Source organism: Nocardia sp. NPDC059240, assembly GCF_042753865.1.
Taxonomy (GTDB): domain Bacteria; phylum Actinomycetota; class Actinomycetes; order Mycobacteriales; family Mycobacteriaceae; genus Nocardia.
The window spans coordinates 431,759-452,438 of the sequence record NZ_JBHZAC010000008.1; the positions used below are offsets into that span (position 1 = coordinate 431,759).

Here is a 20,680-nt window from a genome sequence, read left to right on the forward strand (position 1 = left end):
CGCCCCGCCGGGTGCCGGCGCGAGGCTGCCGTCTGCACCGCGGTCCCGAGCCCCTCGCCCCGATCCTGCGCCGCCACTGCCTTCTCGTCGGTAACCACTCCGCTCGATCCTTTCTCGTAGCTTCTGAGAAAGATCGTGCTCGCAGCCGGGGCTCCGAAATAGGTACCCCAGGGGTGGGTTGGTTACCCCCTTACGTCCCCCAATGGCCCCGAAGGTGTTGCGCCCTGGCGTTTTATGGCGATAAGGGGCCGATCGGGCGGATGTCTAGACCGCAGAGTCGGGGGCCTGAGCCCCGGAAGCGGCCGCTTCGGCCTTCTGCTGCGAGGGCAGATGGCCCGCCTTACGGACCGCCCAGAAGGTCACCAGCGCCGCGACAGCGGTCAACGGCCAGCCCATCCCGATGCGGGCGGCGGCCAGCAGGCCGGTGCTGTTGGAGGCGTAGAGATGGTTCTGCACCAGGTAGCGGGCCACGAACACCACCGCCCACACCGCGGTCGCGATGTCGTAGAGGCGCATCGCGGCCTTGTCCGAACGCCAGCCGGTGCCGTGCCCGTTGAGCGCACCCCAGATGACACCCGCCAACGGCCAGCGCACCACCAGCGACAGCAGGAACGCGCCACCGTAGACCAAGCTCGCGTAGATGCCGAACAGGAAGAAGCCCTTGGCCTCACCCATCCGGTAGGCGATGAACGCGCACACGCCGACACCCAGGAAACCCGAGATCGCGGGCTGGATCGGACCGCGACGCACCAAGCGCCACACCAGAATCGCCGCCGCCACACCCAGCGACGCCCAGATGGCGGCGGTCAGGCCCAGGAAGGAATTCATCGGCACGAACACCAGCACCGGCAGCGACGAGTAGATCAGGCCGCTGATCCCGCCCATCTGCTCGAGCAGGGTCGGCTCCGGCTGGTCGTCATCCCCGGCGGCCGTCTCGGCATCCACCAGAGCCTGCATATCCTCGTCCAACAGCGCCTTGTCCAACCGCAGCGGCGGCTGGTCGGCTCCCGTGTCCTGCGCCCCGGGCATCGCGTGGAACTGGACCGTGGGCGGATCGAACGCGGCGGGCGCGCCGAAAGCTGCGCTCCGATCGCGGCTCTCGTCGCTGCTACTGGTGGAGTTCGGCATGAGTGTCAGGAATTCCCGCGCAGTTCGTAGTAGGGGTTGTAGATGACCTTGCCACCGTCACGTTCACCGACGCGACCGCGGACCAGGATACGACGCCCCGGCTCGATTCCCGGAATGCGACGCCGACCGATGAACACCAGCGCGACCGAATCGGTGCCGTCGAAGAACTCGGCCTCCACCTCCGCGCCCGCGGACTTGGGACACGCCTCCACGCTGCGCAACCGGCCCAACATGGTGACCTCTTCGCCGCGCCGGCACTCCGATGCCCGGCACGCGCCCGACGCTTCCGACGTCTCGGCGAGTTCCTCGGCATCCAAACGATCCAGGTCCTCCGTCAGGCGACGGCTCAACCGCCGGAAATAGCCCGACGGGGTGTCCTTCCCACCCGCGGATGGCATCTCGCACGCTCTCCTGTAGAGCTCGACGGCGTGGGTCTCACGTCGTTCGTTTCCCCACGGGCCCGGTGGTTTGCCACCCGGCCGCCCGTGGCCGTACACCGCCACTGTAGATGCACCGACCTGCACCCGCCACGCACGCCCGTCACCGCCCTACCCACCGGTCACCACCCACCACCCCCGGCCTTACCCCGTCGGTCACCGCCACACCATCCCGGCCCTACCCACCGGTCACCGGCATACAGTCACCGGGCCGCACCCCGGCCCCGACTAGGCTCGACCGATGCCCGATCTACCTTCTCCGACGGCAGCCCCGACCGCTGCGGCGACGACCTCGCCCAGCTCGGCAGCCGCCTCGGCGAGTCCCGCAGTGCCCCCGGCAAACCCCGCCCAGACCCCGGCCGATCGGGCAGCGACCTCGGCAAATCGGGCAGCAGGCTCGGCACGTCGGTCGGCGACCCGGGGCGGGCCCGCGATCGTGGTCGCCCTGCCCGGGACCGGCTCCGACGCCCACTTCGCGCGGCGCGCCTTCGGATCCGCCTGCGCGGCAGTGGATCTGCCCTTCCTGGCGGTCGACCCGGATCCACGCCGGGTGATCGAGAGCTACCGCGCCGCGCTGGACGCCGCCGCCCGCTCCGGACCGATCCTGATCGCGGGCATCTCCCTGGGCGCGGCCGTGGCCGTGGATTGGGCCGCCGCGCACCCGGACTCCGTGTACGGCGTCATCGCCGCACTGCCCGCCTGGACCGGCGCGGACACCACCGGCTGCCCGGCCGCCCTCAGCGCCGCCGCCACCGCCGCCCAACTACGCGCCGACGGCCTCGACGCCATGCTGACCCGCATGCGCGAATCCAGCCCCGCCTGGCTGGCCGACGCCCTCACCCGCTCCTGGACCTCCCAGTGGCCCGACCTCCCCGCCGCCCTGGAAGAGGCCGCCGCCTACGCCTGGCCCGAACCCGACCTGCTGGCCCGCGTCACCGCCCCGGTCGAAATCATCGGCGCGACAGACGATCCCGTGCACCCCTTCGCGGTCGCCGAACGCTGGACCGCCCTCATCCCCCACGCCACCCTGCACACCATCACCCTCGACGAGCTCGGCGCGGACCCATCCATCCTCGGCACCCGCGGCCTCAACGCCCTACTCCCCCGCCGCGTCCCGGCCCCCTGACCCGAATCCACCCGCGCCACACGGCCGCGACCGGAGCTGGTCCGGCGGCGCACCAAGTCCTCGGACTCGGTGTCGCACTGCGGTCCTCGGGGCGGGCCGCACGAGGTCGCCGACCGGGCGCGTGGCCATTGCGCTCATAGCGAAACGGGGCACCGCCACACTGGCGGTGCCCCGTTTGTCTTGTCTTACGACCGAATACGGGCTGGGTGGTCCGTCCCGGACCGGTCGGTCAGTTCAGGCCGAGTTGCTGCATGGCCGAGCCTTCCGCGCCGCGGCGCGGTTCGGCCGACGGCTGGTCCGGCTGGAAGGCCGGGCCGCCCTGCATGGCGGCCATCTGGGCCTGCACGGCCTGCTGCTGGGCGGCGAGCTGCTGTTGGTGGGCGGCGGCGAGCTGGTCGGCCAGCTCCTGGGGTAGGACCACCGGCAGCGGTTCACGAACCGGGAGCGGTTCGTCGCCGCGGCGGACAACCGTCTCGCCGAGCACCGCGCGGGCGGCGGCGACCAGCGGGGAATTGTCGTCGGCCGCACCGGTCGGACCGGCCGCGACCAGGCGAACCATCCAGCGGTGACCGTCCACGCCGATGAAGCGCAGATCCGCGCCCTGGGTGACGGCGTGCAGCTCACGACCCCACGGGCCCTGCACGACCGACACCTGCGCGCCGTCCTTGCGCAGCGTCTCGGCCAGATCGGCTGCCACCGAACGCCATTGGCCCGAGGTCTTGGGAGCGGCGTAGGCCGCCACCGTGATCCGGCCGTGCTGGGTGGCCAGGTGCACCGCCTGCGGGGTGCCGTCGGGGGTCATCTCGACCTGCAGCTGCCCGCCCGGCGGCACCGGCACGATGACCGAGCCCAGGTCCAGGCGCTGCTCGGAAATGGCTTCGAGCCGATCGGCGACATTCTCGTAGTCGTAGGGGCCCGACTTGGTGGGGACGGTCACCGGCGCGAAGTTGGCGGTGTCGAATTCGCCCGCGACGTCGTCGGCTTCCTCGTACTCGTCGTACTCGTCCTCGTACTCGTCGTACTCGGTGTACTCGTCGTCGTAGCGACCCTCGTCGGCGTTGTCGCCGCCCTTGTTCTTCTTACGTCCGAACACCATTGTCATGCCTCCTTGCCGGTCGCCTGACCCGCCCCACCGGACGTCGCGGCGAGGCTCGCATGCCCACCGCTCGATCCGTATCCTCCTGCGCCGCGCGCGGTCTCGTCGAGGGTCTCCACCTCCACGAAGTCCACCAATTCGACCTTCTGCACCAGCAACTGGGCGATCCGGTCACCCCGCCGGAGCTCGACGGCCGCCCGCGGATCGTGATTGATCAGGCACACCTTGATCTCACCGCGATAGCCCGCGTCGACCGTGCCGGGGGTATTGACGACCGAGAGCCCCGCCTTGGCCGCCAGACCCGAACGGGGATGGATCAAACCGACCGTGCCGATCGGGAGCGCCACCGCGATGCCGGTACCGACGAGCACCCGCTCCCCCGGTTCAATGATGACGTCCTCGGTGGTGCACAGGTCCACGCCCGCGTCGCCTTCATGGGCACGCGTCGGTACGGGGATGCCGGGATCGAGCCGCAGCAGGGGAATAGGTGGAATACCGGTCACGTGGGCCGAGCCTACGCGTTCGGTTCGTGAGTCATTGACCTAGTCTGATGTCGTGTCCGACCAGCCCCCTCAGGTGACCATGGAACCTAAGCAGCAGACCGCACCCCTCTACACCGAGCGCCTCTGGGTGCCGTGGTGGTGGGTGCCCGTCGCCCTCGTCGTGACCGGGCTGCTGGCAGCCGAAATCCACATGGGCGCACCGGGAGTGCGGGCCTGGCTGCCGTACGTGCTGCTGTTCCCGATCGCGGCCTGGGTGCTGGTGTGGTTCTCACGCCATCGCGTGGAAGTGGCCGCGGACGCCGACGGCGTACCGGAGCTGCGCACCGATCGCGCCCACCTGCCCGCGACCTTCGTCAAACGCGCGGCACCGGTGCCGACCAGTGCGAAAAGCGCGGCGTTGGGTCGCCAGCTCGACCCCGCCGCGTTCGTTCAGCATCGGGCCTGGGTAGGACCGATGGTGTTGCTGGTGCTCGACGATCCGGACGATCCGACGCCGTACTGGCTGGTCAGTACTCGCCATCCGGAAAAGATCATCGCCGCCATGGGCCTGAAGAACGCGGCCGAGCAGGTCTGATCCTGCCGAAATTGTTCCGACGGGACCGGTCGTGAATTGCGCGGCCGGTTCCGGACCGCGCTCGGCGAACCGAGCGCGGGCTGTCGGAATCCTCTGGATCCTTCGGATCCCCTGCACAGACAGTGCGTTACGCGGCCTTGTCAGGCCTTATGCGGCACAGTCCATGCAGATCAGCTGACCGCCGGCTTCGCTGGCCAGTCGGCTGCGGTGGTGCACCAGGAAGCAGCTCGAACACGTGAACTCGTCGGCCTGCTTCGGGATCACACGGACCGAAAGCACCTCCTCGGAAAGGTCCGCGCCGGGAAGCTCGAACGATTCCGCGGTATCGGATTCGTCGATATCCACGACGGCGGACGCGGCTTCGTTGCGGCGAGCCTTCAGCTCCTCCAGCGAGTCCTCCGAAACCTCGTCGGATTCACTGCGCCGCGGTGCGTCATAGTCGGTTGCCATCTCGTCTTCCCCTCGTCCTTACTCCGTATATCCCGGACCGGCACCCACCTCACCGGCTCCTCGCGGAGCCGGATCGGGTCGGAGTGCCGCCCCGCCCGTGGTGTACGTCACGCGTACACCGGTCACAGATCCGAGCCGGATACTCCTCATCCGCACCGGATCGCGCTCGGTCAACGCAGGACATGCCCTTGTTGTTCCCGAAATCGATCCCCAGTTTCACCCTGGTTGTACGATCTGGGCCGCCAGACAATAGCGGACCCCGGGACAAAAGTCGCAATCAAAACCCTTGCGAGTTGAAACTGAGGGGTAATCGTCACCGATGAGGGAACGCTCCGAGATCTTCCTCGCAACCTCCGAGACCTGATGGCGACCGTCCGGACCTGGTGGAACCAGCTGCGGCCCGGTCTGATTCCCGCGGCGCGCGCCACACCGAATGCCCGACTTGCCGTGGCCCTGCACGCACCCGCCCGCACGTTTTCGTAGAGTGTGGGCGTGGTTTCACTGATCACCCAAGGTAACTCGACCGATCCGAAGAGCGGACGGCCGTTCATTCGGCGTCGCTGGGAGCCCTGGGCGGCCATGGTGGGTGTCATCGCTCTCATCTGTGTCGGCGTCTGGTTCAAGGCGCTGACCACGACCGAGAGCGATCAGGGCGCCATGTCCTGCAACTCGCCCAGCCCCGCCTCGAGCACCTCCGCGGCAGCGCCCGCCCCGCTCGGTAAGCGGGTGTCGGCGTCGCAGTTACGTGATGTGGAGCCGGCCGCTCTCGCCTCCTCGAAGGTGCGTGTCTTCAATGCCAACAACCAGCGCGGCCAGGCCGCGCACGTGGCCTCCGAGCTGGGCGATCTCGGTTTCGCCAGCGCACCGGACGTGCAGATCGGCAACGACCCGGTCTACGTGAACGGTGATCTGGAGTGCACCGGGCAGATTCGGTTCGGCGTGAACGGGCGTTCCGCGGCGGCCGCGACGCAGCTGGTCATGCCGTGTGCCGAGCTGATCGAGGATCAGCGCCAGGACGACACGGTGGATCTGGTGCTCGGCACGCTGTTCCGCGACCTGCGGCCCGGTACGGATGCCGAGGAGGTGCTGAAGTCGCTCAAGAACCCGACGCCCGGCACCGCACCGGCCATCGACCCGAAATTGCTGGAAGCCGCGCGACACGCCAAGTGTTGATTATCTCTTTCGCGGGGGCGCCGCTCTGATTCCGCGGGCCCTCGCGAAACCCGTACCGGCACAACACAACAGAATCATCGAGACAGAAGAATCGCCGCGACCTCTCGGTCGCGGCGATTCCTTTTGCATGCTTCGTCCGAACAGCTCGCGCGCTCGGAAGCCGTTCAGTCCCCTGTCACGAAACCGGGATAGGGGTGGTGACGTCCAAACGGTCAAACAGACCGAACAGTTCGTCAGCGATGCCGGGCGCCGCGGCCGACACCAAATCGCCTGCCGCACCCGGCGAGTCGGGCGCGGGCGGCAGAATCAGGCGCGCCCCGGCCTCGGTCGCGATGAGCGCGCCCGCCGCCCAGTCCCACAGATTCAGCCCGTGCTCGTAATAGGCGTCGGTGCGACCCTCCGCCACCGCGCACAAATCCAGTGCCGCCGAACCGAACCGGCGGATATCGCGAATATGCGGCAACACCTGGGCCACCAGCTGCCCCTGGCGGGTGCGGCGCGGCGTCGCGTAGGCGAAGCCGGTCGCCACCAACGCCATCGCCACCGTGTCGACGGGGTTGGCGCCCAAGGCGATCGGCGTGCCGCCCGGAGCGGTGCCGTCCATGCTCGAGTCCGCGCGATGCGCGCCCAGGCCCAGCCCGGCGCTGTAGGTGACCGCGTGCGCCACGTCGGCGACCGCACCCGCCACCGACCTGCCGCCGCGCACGGCCGCCACCGACACCGAATACGAGGCGATGCCGTAGACGAAGTTGACGGTGCCGTCGATGGGGTCGACCACCCAGTGCACGAGATCGGGATCGTCGGTCAGGCTGCCGCCGTCCTCCTCCCCCACCACGAGGTCGCCGGGGCGCAGCTCCGCCACGAGTTTGCGGACCAGTTGCTCGGTCTCGGTATCGACGATGGTGACCGGGTCGACGGGCGTGCTCTTGGACTGCACGGCATCCGGCTCGTTCGCGTCCGGCCCGAAGACCTCGGGCCGACGCGCGCGTACGTGCGCGGCGGCGGTCTCGGCGAGATACACCGCGACGCGGCGCAGTTCGGCTATGTCCGAAGTGTCGGCATTGCTGGCGGCGGTGGCATCGGTATTGACGGCGGCGGGGACAGGGGTGGTGAAATTCGATTCCGGCACGAGCTCCATCGCAGCACAGATCCGGCATCCCGCGCATTAGGCTTGTCGTGCACGACACAGCTCATGGGCCGGGGAGCTGCGACTTTCCGGCAATCACTGGAGAACGAGGAGTGGTCCATGTCCGATCCCGGGCACGCGTTCGGCATCGATATCGGTGGCAGCGGCGTGAAGGGGGCCGAAGTCGATCTCGCGACCGGTGAGCTCGTGTACGACCGCATCAAGATCGCGACCCCGCATCCGGCCACCCCCAACGCGGTCGCCGAGGCGGTGGCCAAACTGGTCGCCCAATCCGGCTGGGAAGGCCCGGTCGGCATCACCATGCCGAGCGTCGTCCTGCACGGCCAGATCCGCACCGCCGCGAACATCGACAAGACCTGGGTCGGCATCGACGCGCGGCACCTGTTCTCGGTCGCGCTGGGCGGCCGCGAGGTGACCGTCCTCAACGACGCCGACGCGGCGGGCATGGCCGAGGACAGCTACGGCGCGGCAAAGGATCTCAGCGGATTGGTAATGCTGCTCACCTTCGGCACCGGCATCGGATCGGCCGTGATGTACAACGGTGTGCTCATGCCCAACAGCGAGCTCGGGCACCTCGAGGTCGACGGCCGTGAGGCCGAGCACCGGGCCGCCGCCTCGGTCAAGGATCGGGTCGGCATGAGCTACGAGGAATGGGCGCGCGAGGTGTCCAAAGTGCTGGTCACGCTGGAAAACCTGTTCTGGCCGAACGTCTTCGTGGCCGGTGGCGGCATCAGCCGCGACTACCAGGAATGGATTCCGTTGCTCACCAACAGAACCCCCGTGGTGCCCGCCGCGCTGCGCAACACCGCGGGCATCGTCGGAGCAGCCATGGCGGTGTCAGCCGGTATCGCACCATAAGTAAGCTGGTTCGATCGTTACAATGGAACACATGCCCGGCGGTGAGCCGGAAACCGACACCGGCACGAGAGCCGGTATATCCCCCGACAGAACCGCTCCGCCGGATGATCACTCTGGCGTGACGCCGCACGAGACCGTCACGAAAGGGCGTACGTGGTAGCCACGAATACCCGAGAGACCGCCGATTCGGCCGAAGCCGCCGACTCAGCAGACACCACTGAAGCACGGCCGGTCAAGAAGGCTGCCGCCAAGAAGGCCCCGGCCAAGAAGGCCGCGGCAAAGAAGGTCGCGGCCAAGAAGACCGCCGCGAAGAAGGCCACCAAGGCCACCGCCAAGAAGGTGGCGGCCAAGAAGGCCTCGCCCAAGGCCGAGGGTGGCGAGGGCGAAGAAGCCCTCGACGACGAAGCGATCGAACTCGACGAGGACCTCGACGATCTCGAAATCGACGAGGACGACCTCGAAGAGGAAGAAATCGTCGACGAGGTCGAGGACGACGAGGAGGAAGGGGCCGCGACCCCTGCCGTTGTCACCCCCGCGGGCGCGGAGGCCGAAGAGGCCGACGAACCCTCGGCGAAGGACAAGGCCTCCGGTGACTTCGTCTGGGACGAAGAGGAATCCGAGGCGCTGCGCCAGGCCCGCAAGGACGCCGAGCTCACCGCCTCCGCCGACTCGGTCCGCGCCTACCTCAAGCAGATCGGCAAGGTCGCGCTGCTCAACGCCGAGGAGGAGGTCGAGCTCGCCAAACGCATCGAGGCCGGCCTCTACGCCACGGAGAAGCTGCGCGAGTTCGCCGACAAGGGCGAGAAGCTGCCCGTGCAGTCGCGCCGCGACCTGCAGTGGATCATGCGCGACGGTAACCGCGCCAAGAACCATCTGCTGGAAGCCAACCTGCGACTCGTGGTGTCTTTGGCCAAGCGCTACACCGGCCGCGGCATGGCGTTCCTGGACCTGATCCAGGAAGGCAACCTCGGTCTGATCCGCGCGGTCGAGAAGTTCGACTACACCAAGGGTTACAAGTTCTCGACCTACGCGACGTGGTGGATCCGTCAGGCCATCACCCGCGCCATGGCCGACCAGGCCCGCACCATCCGCATCCCCGTGCACATGGTCGAGGTCATCAACAAGCTCGGTCGCATCCAGCGCGAACTCCTCCAGGACCTGGGCCGCGAGCCCACCCCCGAAGAGCTCGCCAAGGAAATGGACATCACTCCGGAGAAGGTGCTGGAAATCCAGCAGTACGCCCGCGAGCCCATCTCCCTGGACCAGACCATCGGCGACGAAGGCGACTCGCAACTCGGCGACTTCATCGAAGACTCCGAAGCGGTCGTCGCGGTCGACGCAGTCTCCTTCACCCTGTTGCAGGACCAACTCCAGTCGGTCCTCGAAACGCTCTCCGAGCGTGAAGCAGGCGTGGTGCGTCTCCGCTTCGGCCTCACGGATGGCCAGCCCCGAACCCTGGACGAAATCGGCCAGGTCTACGGCGTCACCCGCGAGCGAATCCGCCAGATCGAATCCAAGACAATGAGCAAGCTGCGCCACCCCAGCCGCAGCCAGGTGCTCCGGGACTACCTGGATTAGAAGGTCATTCGCATTGGGCCGCCGAGCTTCCCGCTCGGCGGCCCAATCGCTTTTTCAACTGACGAATGGTCCGAGTTCTACGAGAAGTTCATCGAGTTCGACCGAGGTGTAGAGCTACGGGTTCGAGCGATCGACATGCTCGACTAATCCGGACCCGACCAGATGCCTTCCACTGACAGACACCCCCGCCGACCGCGAAACTGCGAAAACCTTCGGGCGCGGGTTATGGCGATGTCCGTCAAGAGGAAGCTTGCGCTTGCGAGTATTCCGCTCGCCGGTGCTGTGGTGCTGGGAATCGTGGCGGTGGTCGTCAACAGCGATGTCACCGCTCGCTACACGGTGGTGCGGGGCGAAATCACCGTCGCCGACCCTGCCGAGCTCGGTTGGATCCGGCTCCGTCCCAGGAGAACTATCGCGAATTGCTCACCATGGTGATGGGGAATGTGGGCACTGCCGAACGATTGATCGATTACGAACGTCAGCGGCGACCGGTGAGCGTTGAGGCGATCGTTTCGGGTCAGAAGTGGTAGCGGAGGATTCGGGCGCCCTGGCGGGAGAGGGTGGTGCTGTGGGACATGGCGCGGGTGAGGGCGCGGAGGGGTTGAGGCCAGGCGGCGATTTGTGGGGCTCGGGTGAGGAAGTCCTCGTCGATGAGGGTGAGGCCGGTGTTCCAGGTTTCCGGTATGCGTGGATCGTCGAATCCGGTGGCGGCTTTGATGCCGAGGGCTTTGATGGTGGGGTGGTATTTCATTGCCCAGGCGGCGAAGCGGGTGTAGCCGTTCAGGGCGATTTCGCCGGTGGTGAAATGTGTTGTGAGAGTGCGGGTCAGGAGCTGGAATGAGTCGCTGGGGAGGAAGGGGATCAGGCCTTCGGCGATGATTATGGCTGGGCGGTCGCGTGGGATGTCGGCCGGCCAGTCGGGGTCGGTGATGTCGGCGCCGATGAGATGGGTGGACTCGGGGAGGAATTGGGGGCGTAGTGCCACGACTTCGGGGAAATCGACGTCGTACCAGTCGATTCCGGCGGGTGGGTGGCAGCGGATCATTCGGGGATCCAGGCCGCAGCCGAGGTCGACTACCACCGCGTTGGGATGGGCGGTGGTGAACGAACGCACGGCGTCGTCCAGCATTCGGCTGCGAAGGGCTGTCTCGTAGGTCAGGCTGTCTTTGATCTTCAAGGTGCTGAAGTCGTAGTCGATGCGGTCCGCGATTTCCGCGGAGTGGGTGTCGCCGAGCATCGGGACGGGAAGCTTGCTGTCGAGGGCCTTGGCCCACAACGTGATCAGCAGGGTTTCCTCCAGCTGATTCAGGTTCAGACGGATACGTTGCATGTCGAGTTCCTTGTGGGTTGATCAGCAGGCCGCCGCGAAGAACAGCACTGTGGTGGCGACAGCCGTCGATCGCGTTCGCCCAGCGAGTAATTCGGGGACATGCCAGCTCCTGTATTCGGTGTGAATTAGCTGGTGAGAACGCTATTGCGGGATGCGGTGAAAGGATTCAGTCGATCGACTGGTCCTTGATCTGTCATGTCGGTTAAGTAGGGTCCGTCGAGTGCTACATGGGCGTGCGGAAGAGTTGGCGCTGATCGATCGACTCCTGGCGCAGACGAGCGCGGGCCGCAGCGGAGCGCTGGTGCTGACCGGACCGCCCGGCATCGGCAAGACCGCCCTGCTCGACTACGCCGCGGCGCAAGCCGGCGGACTGCGGGTGATTCGCGTGGCCGGAATCGAACTCGAGGCGGAATTGCCTTTCGCCGGACTGCATCTGCTGCTGTGCCCGGTCCTCGATCGCCTCGACGCCCTGCCCGAACCACAGGCCGCCGCCCTGCGCGGCGCGTTCGGCCTGGCCGCGGCCGAGACCGGCGACCGCTTCCTGATCGGCCTCGCCGTACTGTCCATGCTGGCCGAACTCGCCGAGGACGGACCGGTCCTGTGCCTCGTCGACGACGCCCAATGGCTGGACCGATCCTCCACCGAGGCACTGACTTTCGCGGCCCGGCGGCTGCATCATGAGGGGGTGCTCCTGCTGTTCGCGGTGCGTGGCGAGGCCCGCGATCCGGCCGGACTCACCACCCTCGCCACCCAGGAGCTGACCGGACTCGATCCCGCCGCCGCGGCCGCCCTGCTCGACGAGCGGTATCCGGAACTCGCGCCGGCGGTACGCGCCCGCATGCTGTCCGAAACCGAAGGCAATCCGCTGGCCTTGGTCGAATTGCCGTCCGTGCTGAGCACCGAGCAACGTACCGGCCGCGCGCCCACCGGCACCTACGACCTCGCCACGCTGCCGGTCTCCGCCCGGGTGCAGACCGCATTCGGCAGGCGCGCCGCACAATTGGACGCGGCGGCCACCGACCTGCTGCTGATCGCGGCCGTCGAGGAGACCGGCCGCCTCGAGATCGTGCTGGCCGCAGCGGCCGCCCTCGACGCCGGCCACGCCGAGCTGGCCGCCGTCGAGGACTCCGGATTGATTGTGCGACAAGGAGATCAGCTCGCCTTCCGGCACCCGCTGGCGCGCGCGGCAGTGCTCGGTGCCGCCCCGGTGCACCGCCTGCTCGACGCGCATCGCGCGCTGGCCGCGGCACTCACGGCGTGCGGCTGCCCCGCCGCCGCCGATCGCGGGGCCTGGCATCGCGCCGCGACCGGAACCGACGACGACATCGCCACGGCCCTCGAAACCGCGGCACGCCGGGCATCCGACCGTGCGGACCATGCGCTCGCGGCCGCGGCGATGGAACGCGCGGCCACCATGACCGTGGATCCGGCCACCGCGACCCGTCGCCTCATCTGCGCCGCCAAGGCGGCAGCGACCGCCGGCGATCTACAGCGCACCGCCGGTCTCGTGCGCCGCGCGGCGCGCGGAACCGTCGACGGGACGGACGCACCGCGCCTCGACTATCTGCGTGCCGTCGTCGAATCCGAATTCGGTTCCCGCCATCAGGCCACCCGCATCCTCATCGACGCCGCCCGCCGGGCGCCGGACCACCTGGTGAGCGAGATGCTGACCGACGCGATGCGCAATGGCGTTCTGGTCGGCAGTGCCGAGCTCGCCCAGCAAGCCGCGGACCTGCTCCACCAGCGCCGCGGCCCGAGCCCCATGAGCGAGGGCATGATCGGGATGGCCCACATGCTGGGTGGCGACGACGAAGCCGCACTCCACCGCCTGCGCGCCTGCGCGACCTACGCACATTCTCGTTCCGCCGAATTGAGCCCGGACGAGCGCATGAACGCAGCCGCCATGGGCATGATGGTCGGCCTCGACGACGAGGCACGCGAACTGCTCACGGCCCTGGTTGCCGAGGACCGCGCACAGTCCTCGCTCCGGATGCTGCCGATGCGGCTGCACTATCTCGCCTCCGCCGAATACGCGACCGGGCATCACCGCGACGCCACCGTGCACGCCGAGGAGGCCTTGGCACTCGCCGACTCCGTCGGACAGCATCACCAAATGGACGGCCTCCGAAGCATTCTCGCCTGGGGCGCGGCACAGACCGGCGACGAGCAGCGCTGCCGGGAATTCGCGGAACCGACCCTGGCCGCCGCCCTGGATCGGGGTGAGCTCGCCACCGCCGTGCTGGCCACCACTGCGCTCGGGCTGCTCGATCTGGGCGCGGGACACTACGACCGGGTACTGGACCGGATCGAATCCGCTGCCCGCGGTCCCATGGGCGGCCACTATATGGCCGTGTTCTTCACACCCATGCGCGTCGACGCCGCGCTGCGCACCGGCCAGCCCGAACGCATCGGCGAGTCGCTCGAACGTTTCCGTCGTTGGGCGGACGCCAGCCGAGCACCCTGGATCCAAGCCGTCTACGCGCGGTGCCTGGCCCAGCTGGCTTCCGGCGACCAGGCCGAGGCACACTTCACCGCGGCGGTCCGGTTGCACGAGAAAGGCAATCGCCCCCTCGAGGCCGCCCGCACCGACCTGCTGTACGGGGAATGGCTACGGCGCGCCCGGCGAAAGACCGAGGCGCGCACGAGTTTACGTGCAGCGCTGGAGACCTTCGAGCGAATCGGCGCAAAGGTCTGGGCCGAACGGACCCGCGCCGAACTGCGCGCCACCGGCGACACCAGCCGTCGGCCGAGCGATGCATCGGTCCTGGATCTGCTCACACCGCAAGAACTTCAAGTGGTCCGACTGGCGGCGCGCGGACTGTCCAACCGCGAGATCGGCGGCCAGCTGTTCCTCAGCCCCCGCACCGTCGGCTGCCACCTCTACAAGGCCTACCCGAAACTCGGCGTCGCAGTCCGTGCCGAACTATCCCCACTGCTCGATCAGCTGTAGCGGAGGGGGTACTCGCAGCAGCGGCGGTGCCCAGAATCAACGCTGCACCATGAATATTCGCGGTCGCGGCGAGGACGAGGCCGACGGCCACGGGTAGCACCGCGACCGGGCGACGAAGGTCGATGCTGCGGGCCGACAGCATCTTCGCGGGACCCACGAGCAACGCGCACCCCAAGACCGCGGGCAGCCATGCTCGGTCCCACAGGGTGACGAACATGGCCGTGCTCCAGATGATTACGGCAATCGGCGTCCAGTCCGGCAAGCGTTCTTCCCGGTGCCACAGCGACACCGCAAGCCCTCCCGCGAGACCACAAACGGCAATGGAGTTCCCACCTCCCACGGGCTGCCACCCGTAAGCGATGAACTCGACCCCCAGCCCGACCCCGAAGTACTGAATCAACCAGCGCCACCGCGGGAGCACCTGTTCGGCAACCGTACCCAGCACCAGCAGGAAGACCAGATTCAGCAGCGCACCACCGAACCCACCGTCCTGCACGAACAATGCAGTACCCGAACGCCACCAATCCCTGTGTAACCCCGACGGACTTCGCTCCAACTGTCCCAGCACACCCACCACGAGCCACTGCAGAACATTCACCGCCGCCGTCCCCACGAACACCCCGACAGTCAGCCCCGGAAACCGCTCCACCCCCATACGCTTCAGAACATCCACGCCTGAGGCTAATCCACGGTCTGCGCGACGCCCCGGGCGCCACAGGAGTGAATCATGGACTCAGCACCGCCGCGGTGGTGCTGGTCGAGCCACCGGCACCATCCGCTACTGGAGCCGCGGGGCCACAATACTTTTCGGCCATGCCAGCCCGATCGGCCGCGTGATCGGCGGCATTGCCGAGGGGCATCCATCGGCGTGCGGTTCTCGGATCGGTTCAGTGGGGTTTGGTGCCGGATACGGTGAAGCAGGTGACGCCGGTGCAGAGCCAGCCTTCGCGTTCGCCTTGTTCGAGTTCGGACCAGAAGGCGTCGACGGCGGGGGCGGTTGTGGTGTTGTCGGCGATCATTGCGGTCAGGAGGCCGGTGCAGACTATTCGGAGGAAGGCGACGCTGTTCAGGATGACGTTCGGAACGACGCGGACGTTTTCGAGGCCGGCGTTGATCAGGTAGCGCTGTTGGCGGCGGCCCATCCAGCCCTGGGCGAGGCCGTCGGACAGGCGTTGGGTGAGTGCTTCCGCCAAGGGTTTGTTCATGCTGTTGAAGAACACGGTGCCGGCGTCGATGTCGGAGGCGACGACGATTCCGCCGGGTTTGGTCACTCGAACCATTTCCCGCACAGCGGCTTCCGGGTCGGGCAGGTGGATGAGCATGCGTTCGGTGCGGACCCGGTCGAAGGAGGCATCGGGGAAATCGAGGGTGTGGGCGTCGCCCTGAACGAATTCCACCGGCAGGCTCGCGGCGGTGGCACGGTCACGGGCCGCGGCGACCATGTCGGGGCTCTTGTCGAGGCCGACCACTCGCCCGGCCGGGCCGACAGCCTTGGCGACCTCGATGGTGTCGGTGCCGGTGCCGGATCCGACATCGAGCACCGCGAGTCCCGCACGCAGGTCGAGAAGCTCGGTAATGATCCGCTTGGCCATCTGCTCGCCGGGGATGGAAGTACGTTCGTCGAGAAAGTCGATGTAGTACTGCGGCCGGTCGGTGATGGACTCGAAGCCGCTAGGTTGGCCGGTGGTCATAACCGCACGGTACGCGCCGGATGGGGGCTCGGTGGCGGCGTCGGCGGATCGGTTCGAGTGCGGGTTGGGGACCGAGTTCGGCAAGTAGTTCGCGGCGACGGTCCGCACCGATGCTGCGTCGGTCGCGATAGGTGAGCGCGCCCTCGATCGCCCACAGCATTTCGAGGCTGAGACCGCGCACGTCGGCGGCACGCATTCGGCGATACGCCTCGACCGAGCCGACCTCCGCGAGATCGTCGAGGGTGGCCACGTCGGCGTGGGCCAGCATGGCGGCGGCCTCCCGTCCGAGCGTGTAGGTGCTGCCCTGCCATTCGCGAACTCTCAGGTGAGCGTCGCCTCTGACGAATTCGGCCTCCCGCCACACCGCCGATCGCAGATCGTCGGGTCCGGTGAAAACGCCGGGGCGAGAAAGGACTTGCGCACGCGCGCGAGCGGCCACGTTCACCATCGGCCGGAAGCGGCGGAACACCTGAATTTCACCGTCGTACCCACGATCCCAGGGACCGAGGTAGGCGTAGTCGCTGCCGAACCGGTTCGCGGTGTCCAGGCGGGCCGCCTGCAACGCCCATGCGCGCGACTCGTCGGGCGAGCCGGGGGCGAGGACGAGCAGTCCGCCGCGGCGGCTGACGCGACCCTTCTCTTCTCGGTGGCGGTAGCGGTCCCACCAGTCTTCCAACACCGCTGGTTCCAGGGTCCGATCCAGGCCGAAGGTGCGCCAGCGCACCGTGCCCTCCGGATTCGACAGGGGCAGGCGGCTTTTCAATTCTCGAGCCACTCGATCGTCGAACGCCGTGCACCAGCCCGGAACGAGGACAATGGGATCGGCCGGGTCCGCGTCGAACGGGGTCGGGGTCAGGAACCGGCCGTCGATGAGCACGATCGTGCCGGGACGAGCCTGGTAGGACAGGCCCCAGAGCAACCGCGCCAGCAGTTGCGCGCCGTGGTCGTCCGACAACACATGCCAGGTGTCGTGAAAGCGGTTCGTGCTGAATCGAACAGCGGTGCCGGGACGCAACGTGATCACTGTGCGAACGCCACCCGCCAACCGCACCAGGTGCCGGTGCAGTTTCATCCCATCGGTGACCGCTCTGGCGGCAGCCGGACGCTGCTGTTTCATCGCGATCCATGACGCCACACCAATGCCCCTGTGCACAACCGATTTTGCGTCTCAAGAGAGCTGACGCAGCAGGGCGACCGCCACCTGAGGTTGTGCGGTGCCGCAGCGCGGGCAGGCCTTTCCGGCCTTGGGGATGTTGAGCCAGTAACCGTCGACGACGGAGCGGGTGGCGTCCACGGCAGCGCGGAGCTGGCCGGCGGTGACGCTCTGTCCGCTCGGGTTGGTGCTGAGACCGGCGAGCACCACGACATGCGGATTGGCGGCGTGGGCGGCTGCTGCCGCTCCGCGAACGAAATCGCTGTAGCGGGCAGTGTCGGATTCGCTGCCCTGAGCTTGGATATCGATGACGTCCGCGACCTTCGCGGCGGCAGCCGAGATGCCGAGCCGCAGGTAGGCGGCATACGGGTTCTCACCGGGGGCGAGAACCCGGGTCAGGTCGGTGGCGGGGGTGGCGATCAGGAGCAGGTGGTGGGAGTGGGCGAGCTCGGCGGCGCGCGATTGCGCCCCGGCCGGGTCCTGTTGTTCGGCGGCGGGAGTCAACGACCAGGCTTCGTTGTCGTAGAGGACCGCGCGGACCGACTGGTCCAGGCCGTGGTCGAGCGCCGATCTCATGGCATCGAGACTGGTGAACGATTGCGTGCGAACAGCTTTGGCGTACTCGACCGGGTCGATGCCGCCCACAGTCAGATAGGTCGAGGCGACATCGAAGTCGGTGGACAGTTCGGACTGCGGCATCCCCGCGCCCGCGAGCAAGGCGATCGCTTCCCCGGAGATCAGCCATTTCGCCATGGCAGCCTGGGTGCGCGGTTCCCCGGCCGCCCGGCAGCCGCCCGCTGCCAGCACCGCCGCGACGGCGAGCGCCGCAAAAGCCCGCGCATTCATGGGGTGCCGCCCTCCAGTCCGAAACCGATTGCCCGATACCCGCATTCAACCGCTCCCCCGGTATACGGACAGCATGCGCAGGTATTCCGTCAGGCAATCTTCAGGGTTGCGCGGCGGAGAACAGTTGGTCTCGGGCTTGGGCTGGAGTTTGACCGTAGTGGTCTCGGTAGGCTTCCCGGAATCTGCGGGGGCTGGGGAAGCCTTCCTCGAAGGCGATCGTGTCCAGGTCGATGGGGAGGGCGACCGATAGGCGGCGGTGAGCGCGTTCGACTCGGATGGTGCGGAGGAGGGTGGCCGGGGAGGGGTAGCCGGCGCTGTCGAGGATTTTGTAGAGGGTGCGTTCGCCGATGCCGAGCATCGCGGCGATGGCGGCGGGGGTCAGGTGGGGGTCGTTCGCGTGGGCTTCGATCAGGCGGCGGGCGCGGTCGGCGTCCAGGGCGCGTTTGCCGGATCCGATGGCGGGAGAAGGGTTCAGGGCGCCGTCGAGGAGGGTCAGGGCGCTGGAGAATGCGACGCTGAAGTCGGCTGCTGTCCAGCCGTCGGCCTCGACGAGCAGTCGGGCCTGGGTTTCGAGTGCGCGCACCAAGGGGCGGTTCGGGTCCAGGGTGAGTGCGGCTTGTTCGGCGCGGCGGGTAGCGATCGCTCGTTCGGGGACGGTCATGATCAGCGCGCTGATCGGGTCGGTGTGGGTCATCAGCAGGGGGCGGCCCCAATGGAAGAAGCAGATCTTGCCCGGCTCGAAGACTTCCCTGGAATCGCCCTGTTCGAACTTGAATCGACCCTCCAGCGGGACGAGGAGGCGATAGCTGTTGTCGCCGTCGGATCGCACATCACGTCGTGAACGCTGGTAATCGAGTGCGCCGGAAGTGAATCGGACGATCTGGAATTGGCCGACGTTCTGAGCGTAAGCGTCCGAACGGAAGTCGCTGCCGAAGCCCAGCCGAACCGAGCCCTGACGCTGACGGAGGTACTCGTACCAGGATTCCTCGGGGTCGTCCTCATCGGTTGAGAAGGTCTCACACTGGTATCCCGGATCGACCACACCGCCATCGCGCACCACCACAAGGCTACAAGGGCACGCCGGACGCGGCCCTCGCACCGGGCAGAAAACGACCGCGAATGGGCAGGAAAACGGTAGAAACCGGGATTCCGCGGAACCTAGTGTGCGAGAGACGCTCTCGACAGCCGACCGGAACGCGGCACGACGAGTGAGGTTTCTCGGTCTCCAGTAGGAGGGGAAGACCGAGCAGCATGAGCGAGGACATCACCCGCAAGGGCGGTGACCGGTTCGTGTACATGGTTCCAAGCGCGCTCGCCGCAGCGTCGCGCCGAGCGCGCTTGGTCTGCCATGGAATGTGTCCTGCCAGACCCGATCAGGGGCGGAGGCCGGCGAAAAGGTCGGTCTCCTGAGGCGGAGCGGCGGCGACGCGGTTGAAGTGGCGGACGAACACTTCGGTGCCGAACATCAGGTGCTGCATGTCGGAGGGTAGCGACAGGAACGGGACGCTGTCGGATTGACTCGCGTGGGCGGCAAGGGCTTTGGCTTTGCGCTCGGTGTAGGGGGTGACGTCCACGGTGGCGGTGATCTGGTCCGCCGGGATGCCGAAGTCCTCGGGCGGGTCGAAGTCGAGGAGGCCCTTGGCGCGCAGGAGGCCGAACATCTCGCGGGAGGATTCGCGGGGAATCGCGGTGTAGTAGAGCTTGTCCGGGATGTCGGTGGCCGCGGCGGCCGCCAGCGTGATGCGGTTGGCCTGGATGTGGTCGGGGTGGCCGTAGTTGCCGTTCTCGTCGTAGGTGACGACGACCTGGGGGCGGTAGTGGCGCATCAGGTCGGCGAGTCGGGTGGCCGCCTGGTCGACGGGGGTGTTCCAGAAGACGTCCGGGTGCTGGTTGGCGTCCCAGCCGTCCATGCCGGAATCCTGATAGCCGAGCAGTTCGACGTGCTCGATGCCCAGCAGGTCGGCCGACTCCTGGAGTTCGGAAAGTCGTTGCGTCCGTACCGCGTTCGGATCGTGGCCGGGACTGCCGGGCTTGATGCCGCCGGGCATATCCCCCTGTTCGCCATTGGTGCAGGTCACCAGGACCGTCCGGATGCCTTCGGCGGCGTAGCGGGCGAAAACCCCGCCGGTGCCGAGGACTTCGTCGTCCGGGTGGGCGTGTACGGCCATGATCGTCAGCTGGTCGGTCATGAGTCTCCGTCTGTCGGCGCCGAGTGTGTCCGTGTCGTCACTCTACGAAGCAACACCGACGCCTGCCGCGGTGATTCCGTCATACCCACGTTGTCGCGAGCCACGCGGTGACGGCCGCGGCGAGCAGCAGCACGATATTCATCGCGACCTGCCGATCCTTACCGGTCAGATGGACCGGGATCGCACCGCATTGCAGGAGCACGAAACCGATCGCCGCGGTCAACGCCAGCCCGGGCGCGATGCCGGTGAGCGGCGGCAGGATCAACCCGAACGCACCGAGCACCTCGAGCACGCCGAGGGCGCGAACGGCGGGTAGCGGAAGGCGGTCCACCCAGGCCATCATCGGCCGCAGTTGATCCGGGGTCCGGACGATCTTCAACGCACCCGCGTAGAGATAGAAGGCAGCGAGCAGAGCCGCGACGATCCAGTAGGCGATATCCACGCCTTCGAT

General features: G+C 67.6%; 21 protein-coding genes. 7 read left to right on the forward strand and 14 right to left on the reverse strand.

Features of this window, described 5'->3' with window-relative positions:
- Positions 1-264 precede the first annotated feature (264 nt).
- Together ACFXHA_RS29580 and ACFXHA_RS29585 are read right to left on the reverse strand one after the other, a co-directional pair.
- Positions 265-957, reverse strand: a complete 693-nt coding sequence (locus tag ACFXHA_RS29580) for a DUF3159 domain-containing protein (protein ID WP_379362314.1) — start codon at positions 955-957, stop codon at positions 265-267.
- Positions 958-1,133: 176 nt separating this feature from the next.
- Positions 1,134-1,526: an OB-fold nucleic acid binding domain-containing protein gene (locus ACFXHA_RS29585; RefSeq protein WP_379362240.1), complete on the reverse strand. Its 393-nt coding sequence runs from the start codon at positions 1,524-1,526 to the stop codon at positions 1,134-1,136.
- Positions 1,527-1,806: 280 nt separating this feature from the next.
- Between ACFXHA_RS29585 and ACFXHA_RS29590 the strand changes: the two genes are divergently transcribed.
- A complete protein-coding gene (locus tag ACFXHA_RS29590) occupies positions 1,807-2,691 on the forward strand; it encodes an alpha/beta fold hydrolase (protein WP_379362241.1) in 885 nt (294 codons plus the stop codon).
- A gap of 229 nt (positions 2,692-2,920) precedes the next feature.
- Here ACFXHA_RS29590 and ACFXHA_RS29595 read toward each other — a convergent pair whose 3' ends face one another.
- Positions 2,921-3,784, reverse strand: a complete 864-nt coding sequence (locus tag ACFXHA_RS29595; protein WP_379362315.1) for a DUF3710 domain-containing protein — start codon at positions 3,782-3,784, stop codon at positions 2,921-2,923.
- A 5-nt stretch (positions 3,785-3,789) separates the two neighbouring features.
- Positions 3,790-4,290, reverse strand: a complete 501-nt coding sequence (gene dut, locus ACFXHA_RS29600) for a dUTP diphosphatase (RefSeq protein WP_379362242.1) — start codon at positions 4,288-4,290, stop codon at positions 3,790-3,792.
- A gap of 79 nt (positions 4,291-4,369) precedes the next feature.
- Here dut and ACFXHA_RS29605 point away from each other — a divergent pair, with 79 nt between their 5' ends.
- Entirely contained in the window at positions 4,370-4,864 is a 495-nt protein-coding gene (locus ACFXHA_RS29605; RefSeq protein ID WP_379362316.1) for a DUF3093 domain-containing protein, read from the forward strand.
- Positions 4,865-5,011: 147 nt separating this feature from the next.
- Here the strand turns inward: ACFXHA_RS29605 and ACFXHA_RS29610 are convergent, their stop codons facing one another.
- Positions 5,012-5,314 carry a DUF4193 domain-containing protein gene (locus ACFXHA_RS29610; protein WP_033087954.1) on the reverse strand — a complete coding sequence of 101 codons (303 nt, stop codon included), beginning with the start codon at positions 5,312-5,314 and terminating at the stop codon, positions 5,012-5,014.
- Positions 5,315-5,806: 492 nt separating this feature from the next.
- Here ACFXHA_RS29610 and cei point away from each other — a divergent pair, with 492 nt between their 5' ends.
- A complete protein-coding gene (cei, locus tag ACFXHA_RS29615) occupies positions 5,807-6,487 on the forward strand; it encodes an envelope integrity protein Cei (RefSeq protein WP_379362243.1) in 681 nt (226 codons plus the stop codon).
- Between the two features lie 175 nt (positions 6,488-6,662).
- Here cei and ACFXHA_RS29620 read toward each other — a convergent pair whose 3' ends face one another.
- Positions 6,663-7,625, reverse strand: a complete 963-nt coding sequence (locus ACFXHA_RS29620) for an inositol monophosphatase family protein (RefSeq protein ID WP_379362244.1) — start codon at positions 7,623-7,625, stop codon at positions 6,663-6,665.
- Positions 7,626-7,733: 108 nt separating this feature from the next.
- Between ACFXHA_RS29620 and ppgK the strand changes: the two genes are divergently transcribed.
- The 3 genes from ppgK to ACFXHA_RS29635 all read left to right on the forward strand — a co-directional run bounded on the left by ppgK (position 7,734) and on the right by ACFXHA_RS29635 (position 10,505).
- On the forward strand, positions 7,734-8,492 hold the full coding sequence (gene ppgK, locus ACFXHA_RS29625) for a polyphosphate--glucose phosphotransferase (protein ID WP_379362245.1): 759 nt from the start codon (positions 7,734-7,736) through the stop codon (positions 8,490-8,492).
- A 153-nt stretch (positions 8,493-8,645) separates the two neighbouring features.
- On the forward strand, positions 8,646-10,070 hold the full coding sequence (locus tag ACFXHA_RS29630) for an RNA polymerase sigma factor (RefSeq protein WP_379362246.1): 1,425 nt from the start codon (positions 8,646-8,648) through the stop codon (positions 10,068-10,070).
- A gap of 225 nt (positions 10,071-10,295) precedes the next feature.
- Positions 10,296-10,505: a hypothetical protein gene (locus ACFXHA_RS29635; RefSeq protein ID WP_379362247.1), complete on the forward strand. Its 210-nt coding sequence runs from the start codon at positions 10,296-10,298 to the stop codon at positions 10,503-10,505.
- 82 nt (positions 10,506-10,587) lie between these two features.
- Here the strand turns inward: ACFXHA_RS29635 and ACFXHA_RS29640 are convergent, their stop codons facing one another.
- A complete protein-coding gene (locus ACFXHA_RS29640) occupies positions 10,588-11,400 on the reverse strand; it encodes a class I SAM-dependent methyltransferase (RefSeq protein ID WP_379362248.1) in 813 nt (270 codons plus the stop codon).
- 220 nt (positions 11,401-11,620) lie between these two features.
- Here ACFXHA_RS29640 and ACFXHA_RS29645 point away from each other — a divergent pair, with 220 nt between their 5' ends.
- Positions 11,621-14,350 (forward strand): AAA family ATPase, encoded by a 2,730-nt coding sequence (locus tag ACFXHA_RS29645; protein WP_379362249.1) that lies wholly within the window; start codon positions 11,621-11,623, stop codon positions 14,348-14,350.
- Here ACFXHA_RS29645 and ACFXHA_RS29650 read toward each other — a convergent pair.
- From ACFXHA_RS29650 to ACFXHA_RS29680, 7 genes are all read right to left on the reverse strand, one after another.
- Entirely contained in the window at positions 14,253-15,005 is a 753-nt protein-coding gene (locus ACFXHA_RS29650) for a rhomboid family intramembrane serine protease (RefSeq protein WP_379362317.1), read from the reverse strand. The genes ACFXHA_RS29645 and ACFXHA_RS29650 overlap by 98 nt on opposite strands.
- Positions 15,006-15,237: 232 nt before the next feature.
- On the reverse strand, positions 15,238-16,041 hold the full coding sequence (locus ACFXHA_RS29655; RefSeq protein ID WP_379362250.1) for a methyltransferase domain-containing protein: 804 nt from the start codon (positions 16,039-16,041) through the stop codon (positions 15,238-15,240).
- Positions 16,022-17,158 carry a TfoX/Sxy family DNA transformation protein gene (locus ACFXHA_RS29660; protein ID WP_379362251.1) on the reverse strand — a complete coding sequence of 379 codons (1,137 nt, stop codon included), beginning with the start codon at positions 17,156-17,158 and terminating at the stop codon, positions 16,022-16,024. The genes ACFXHA_RS29655 and ACFXHA_RS29660 overlap by 20 nt, the downstream gene beginning before the upstream one ends.
- Positions 17,159-17,209: 51 nt before the next feature.
- Complete coding sequence (locus ACFXHA_RS29665; protein ID WP_379362252.1) at positions 17,210-18,040, reverse strand: hypothetical protein; 831 nt, start codon at positions 18,038-18,040, stop codon at positions 17,210-17,212.
- 100 nt (positions 18,041-18,140) lie between these two features.
- Entirely contained in the window at positions 18,141-19,097 is a 957-nt protein-coding gene (locus ACFXHA_RS29670; protein WP_379362253.1) for a helix-turn-helix domain-containing protein, read from the reverse strand.
- A gap of 316 nt (positions 19,098-19,413) precedes the next feature.
- Positions 19,414-20,229 carry a PIG-L family deacetylase gene (locus ACFXHA_RS29675; protein WP_379362254.1) on the reverse strand — a complete coding sequence of 272 codons (816 nt, stop codon included), beginning with the start codon at positions 20,227-20,229 and terminating at the stop codon, positions 19,414-19,416.
- 79 nt (positions 20,230-20,308) lie between these two features.
- A complete protein-coding gene (locus ACFXHA_RS29680; protein ID WP_379362255.1) occupies positions 20,309-20,671 on the reverse strand; it encodes a DoxX family protein in 363 nt (120 codons plus the stop codon).
- Between the last annotated feature and the right edge of the window lie 9 nt (positions 20,672-20,680).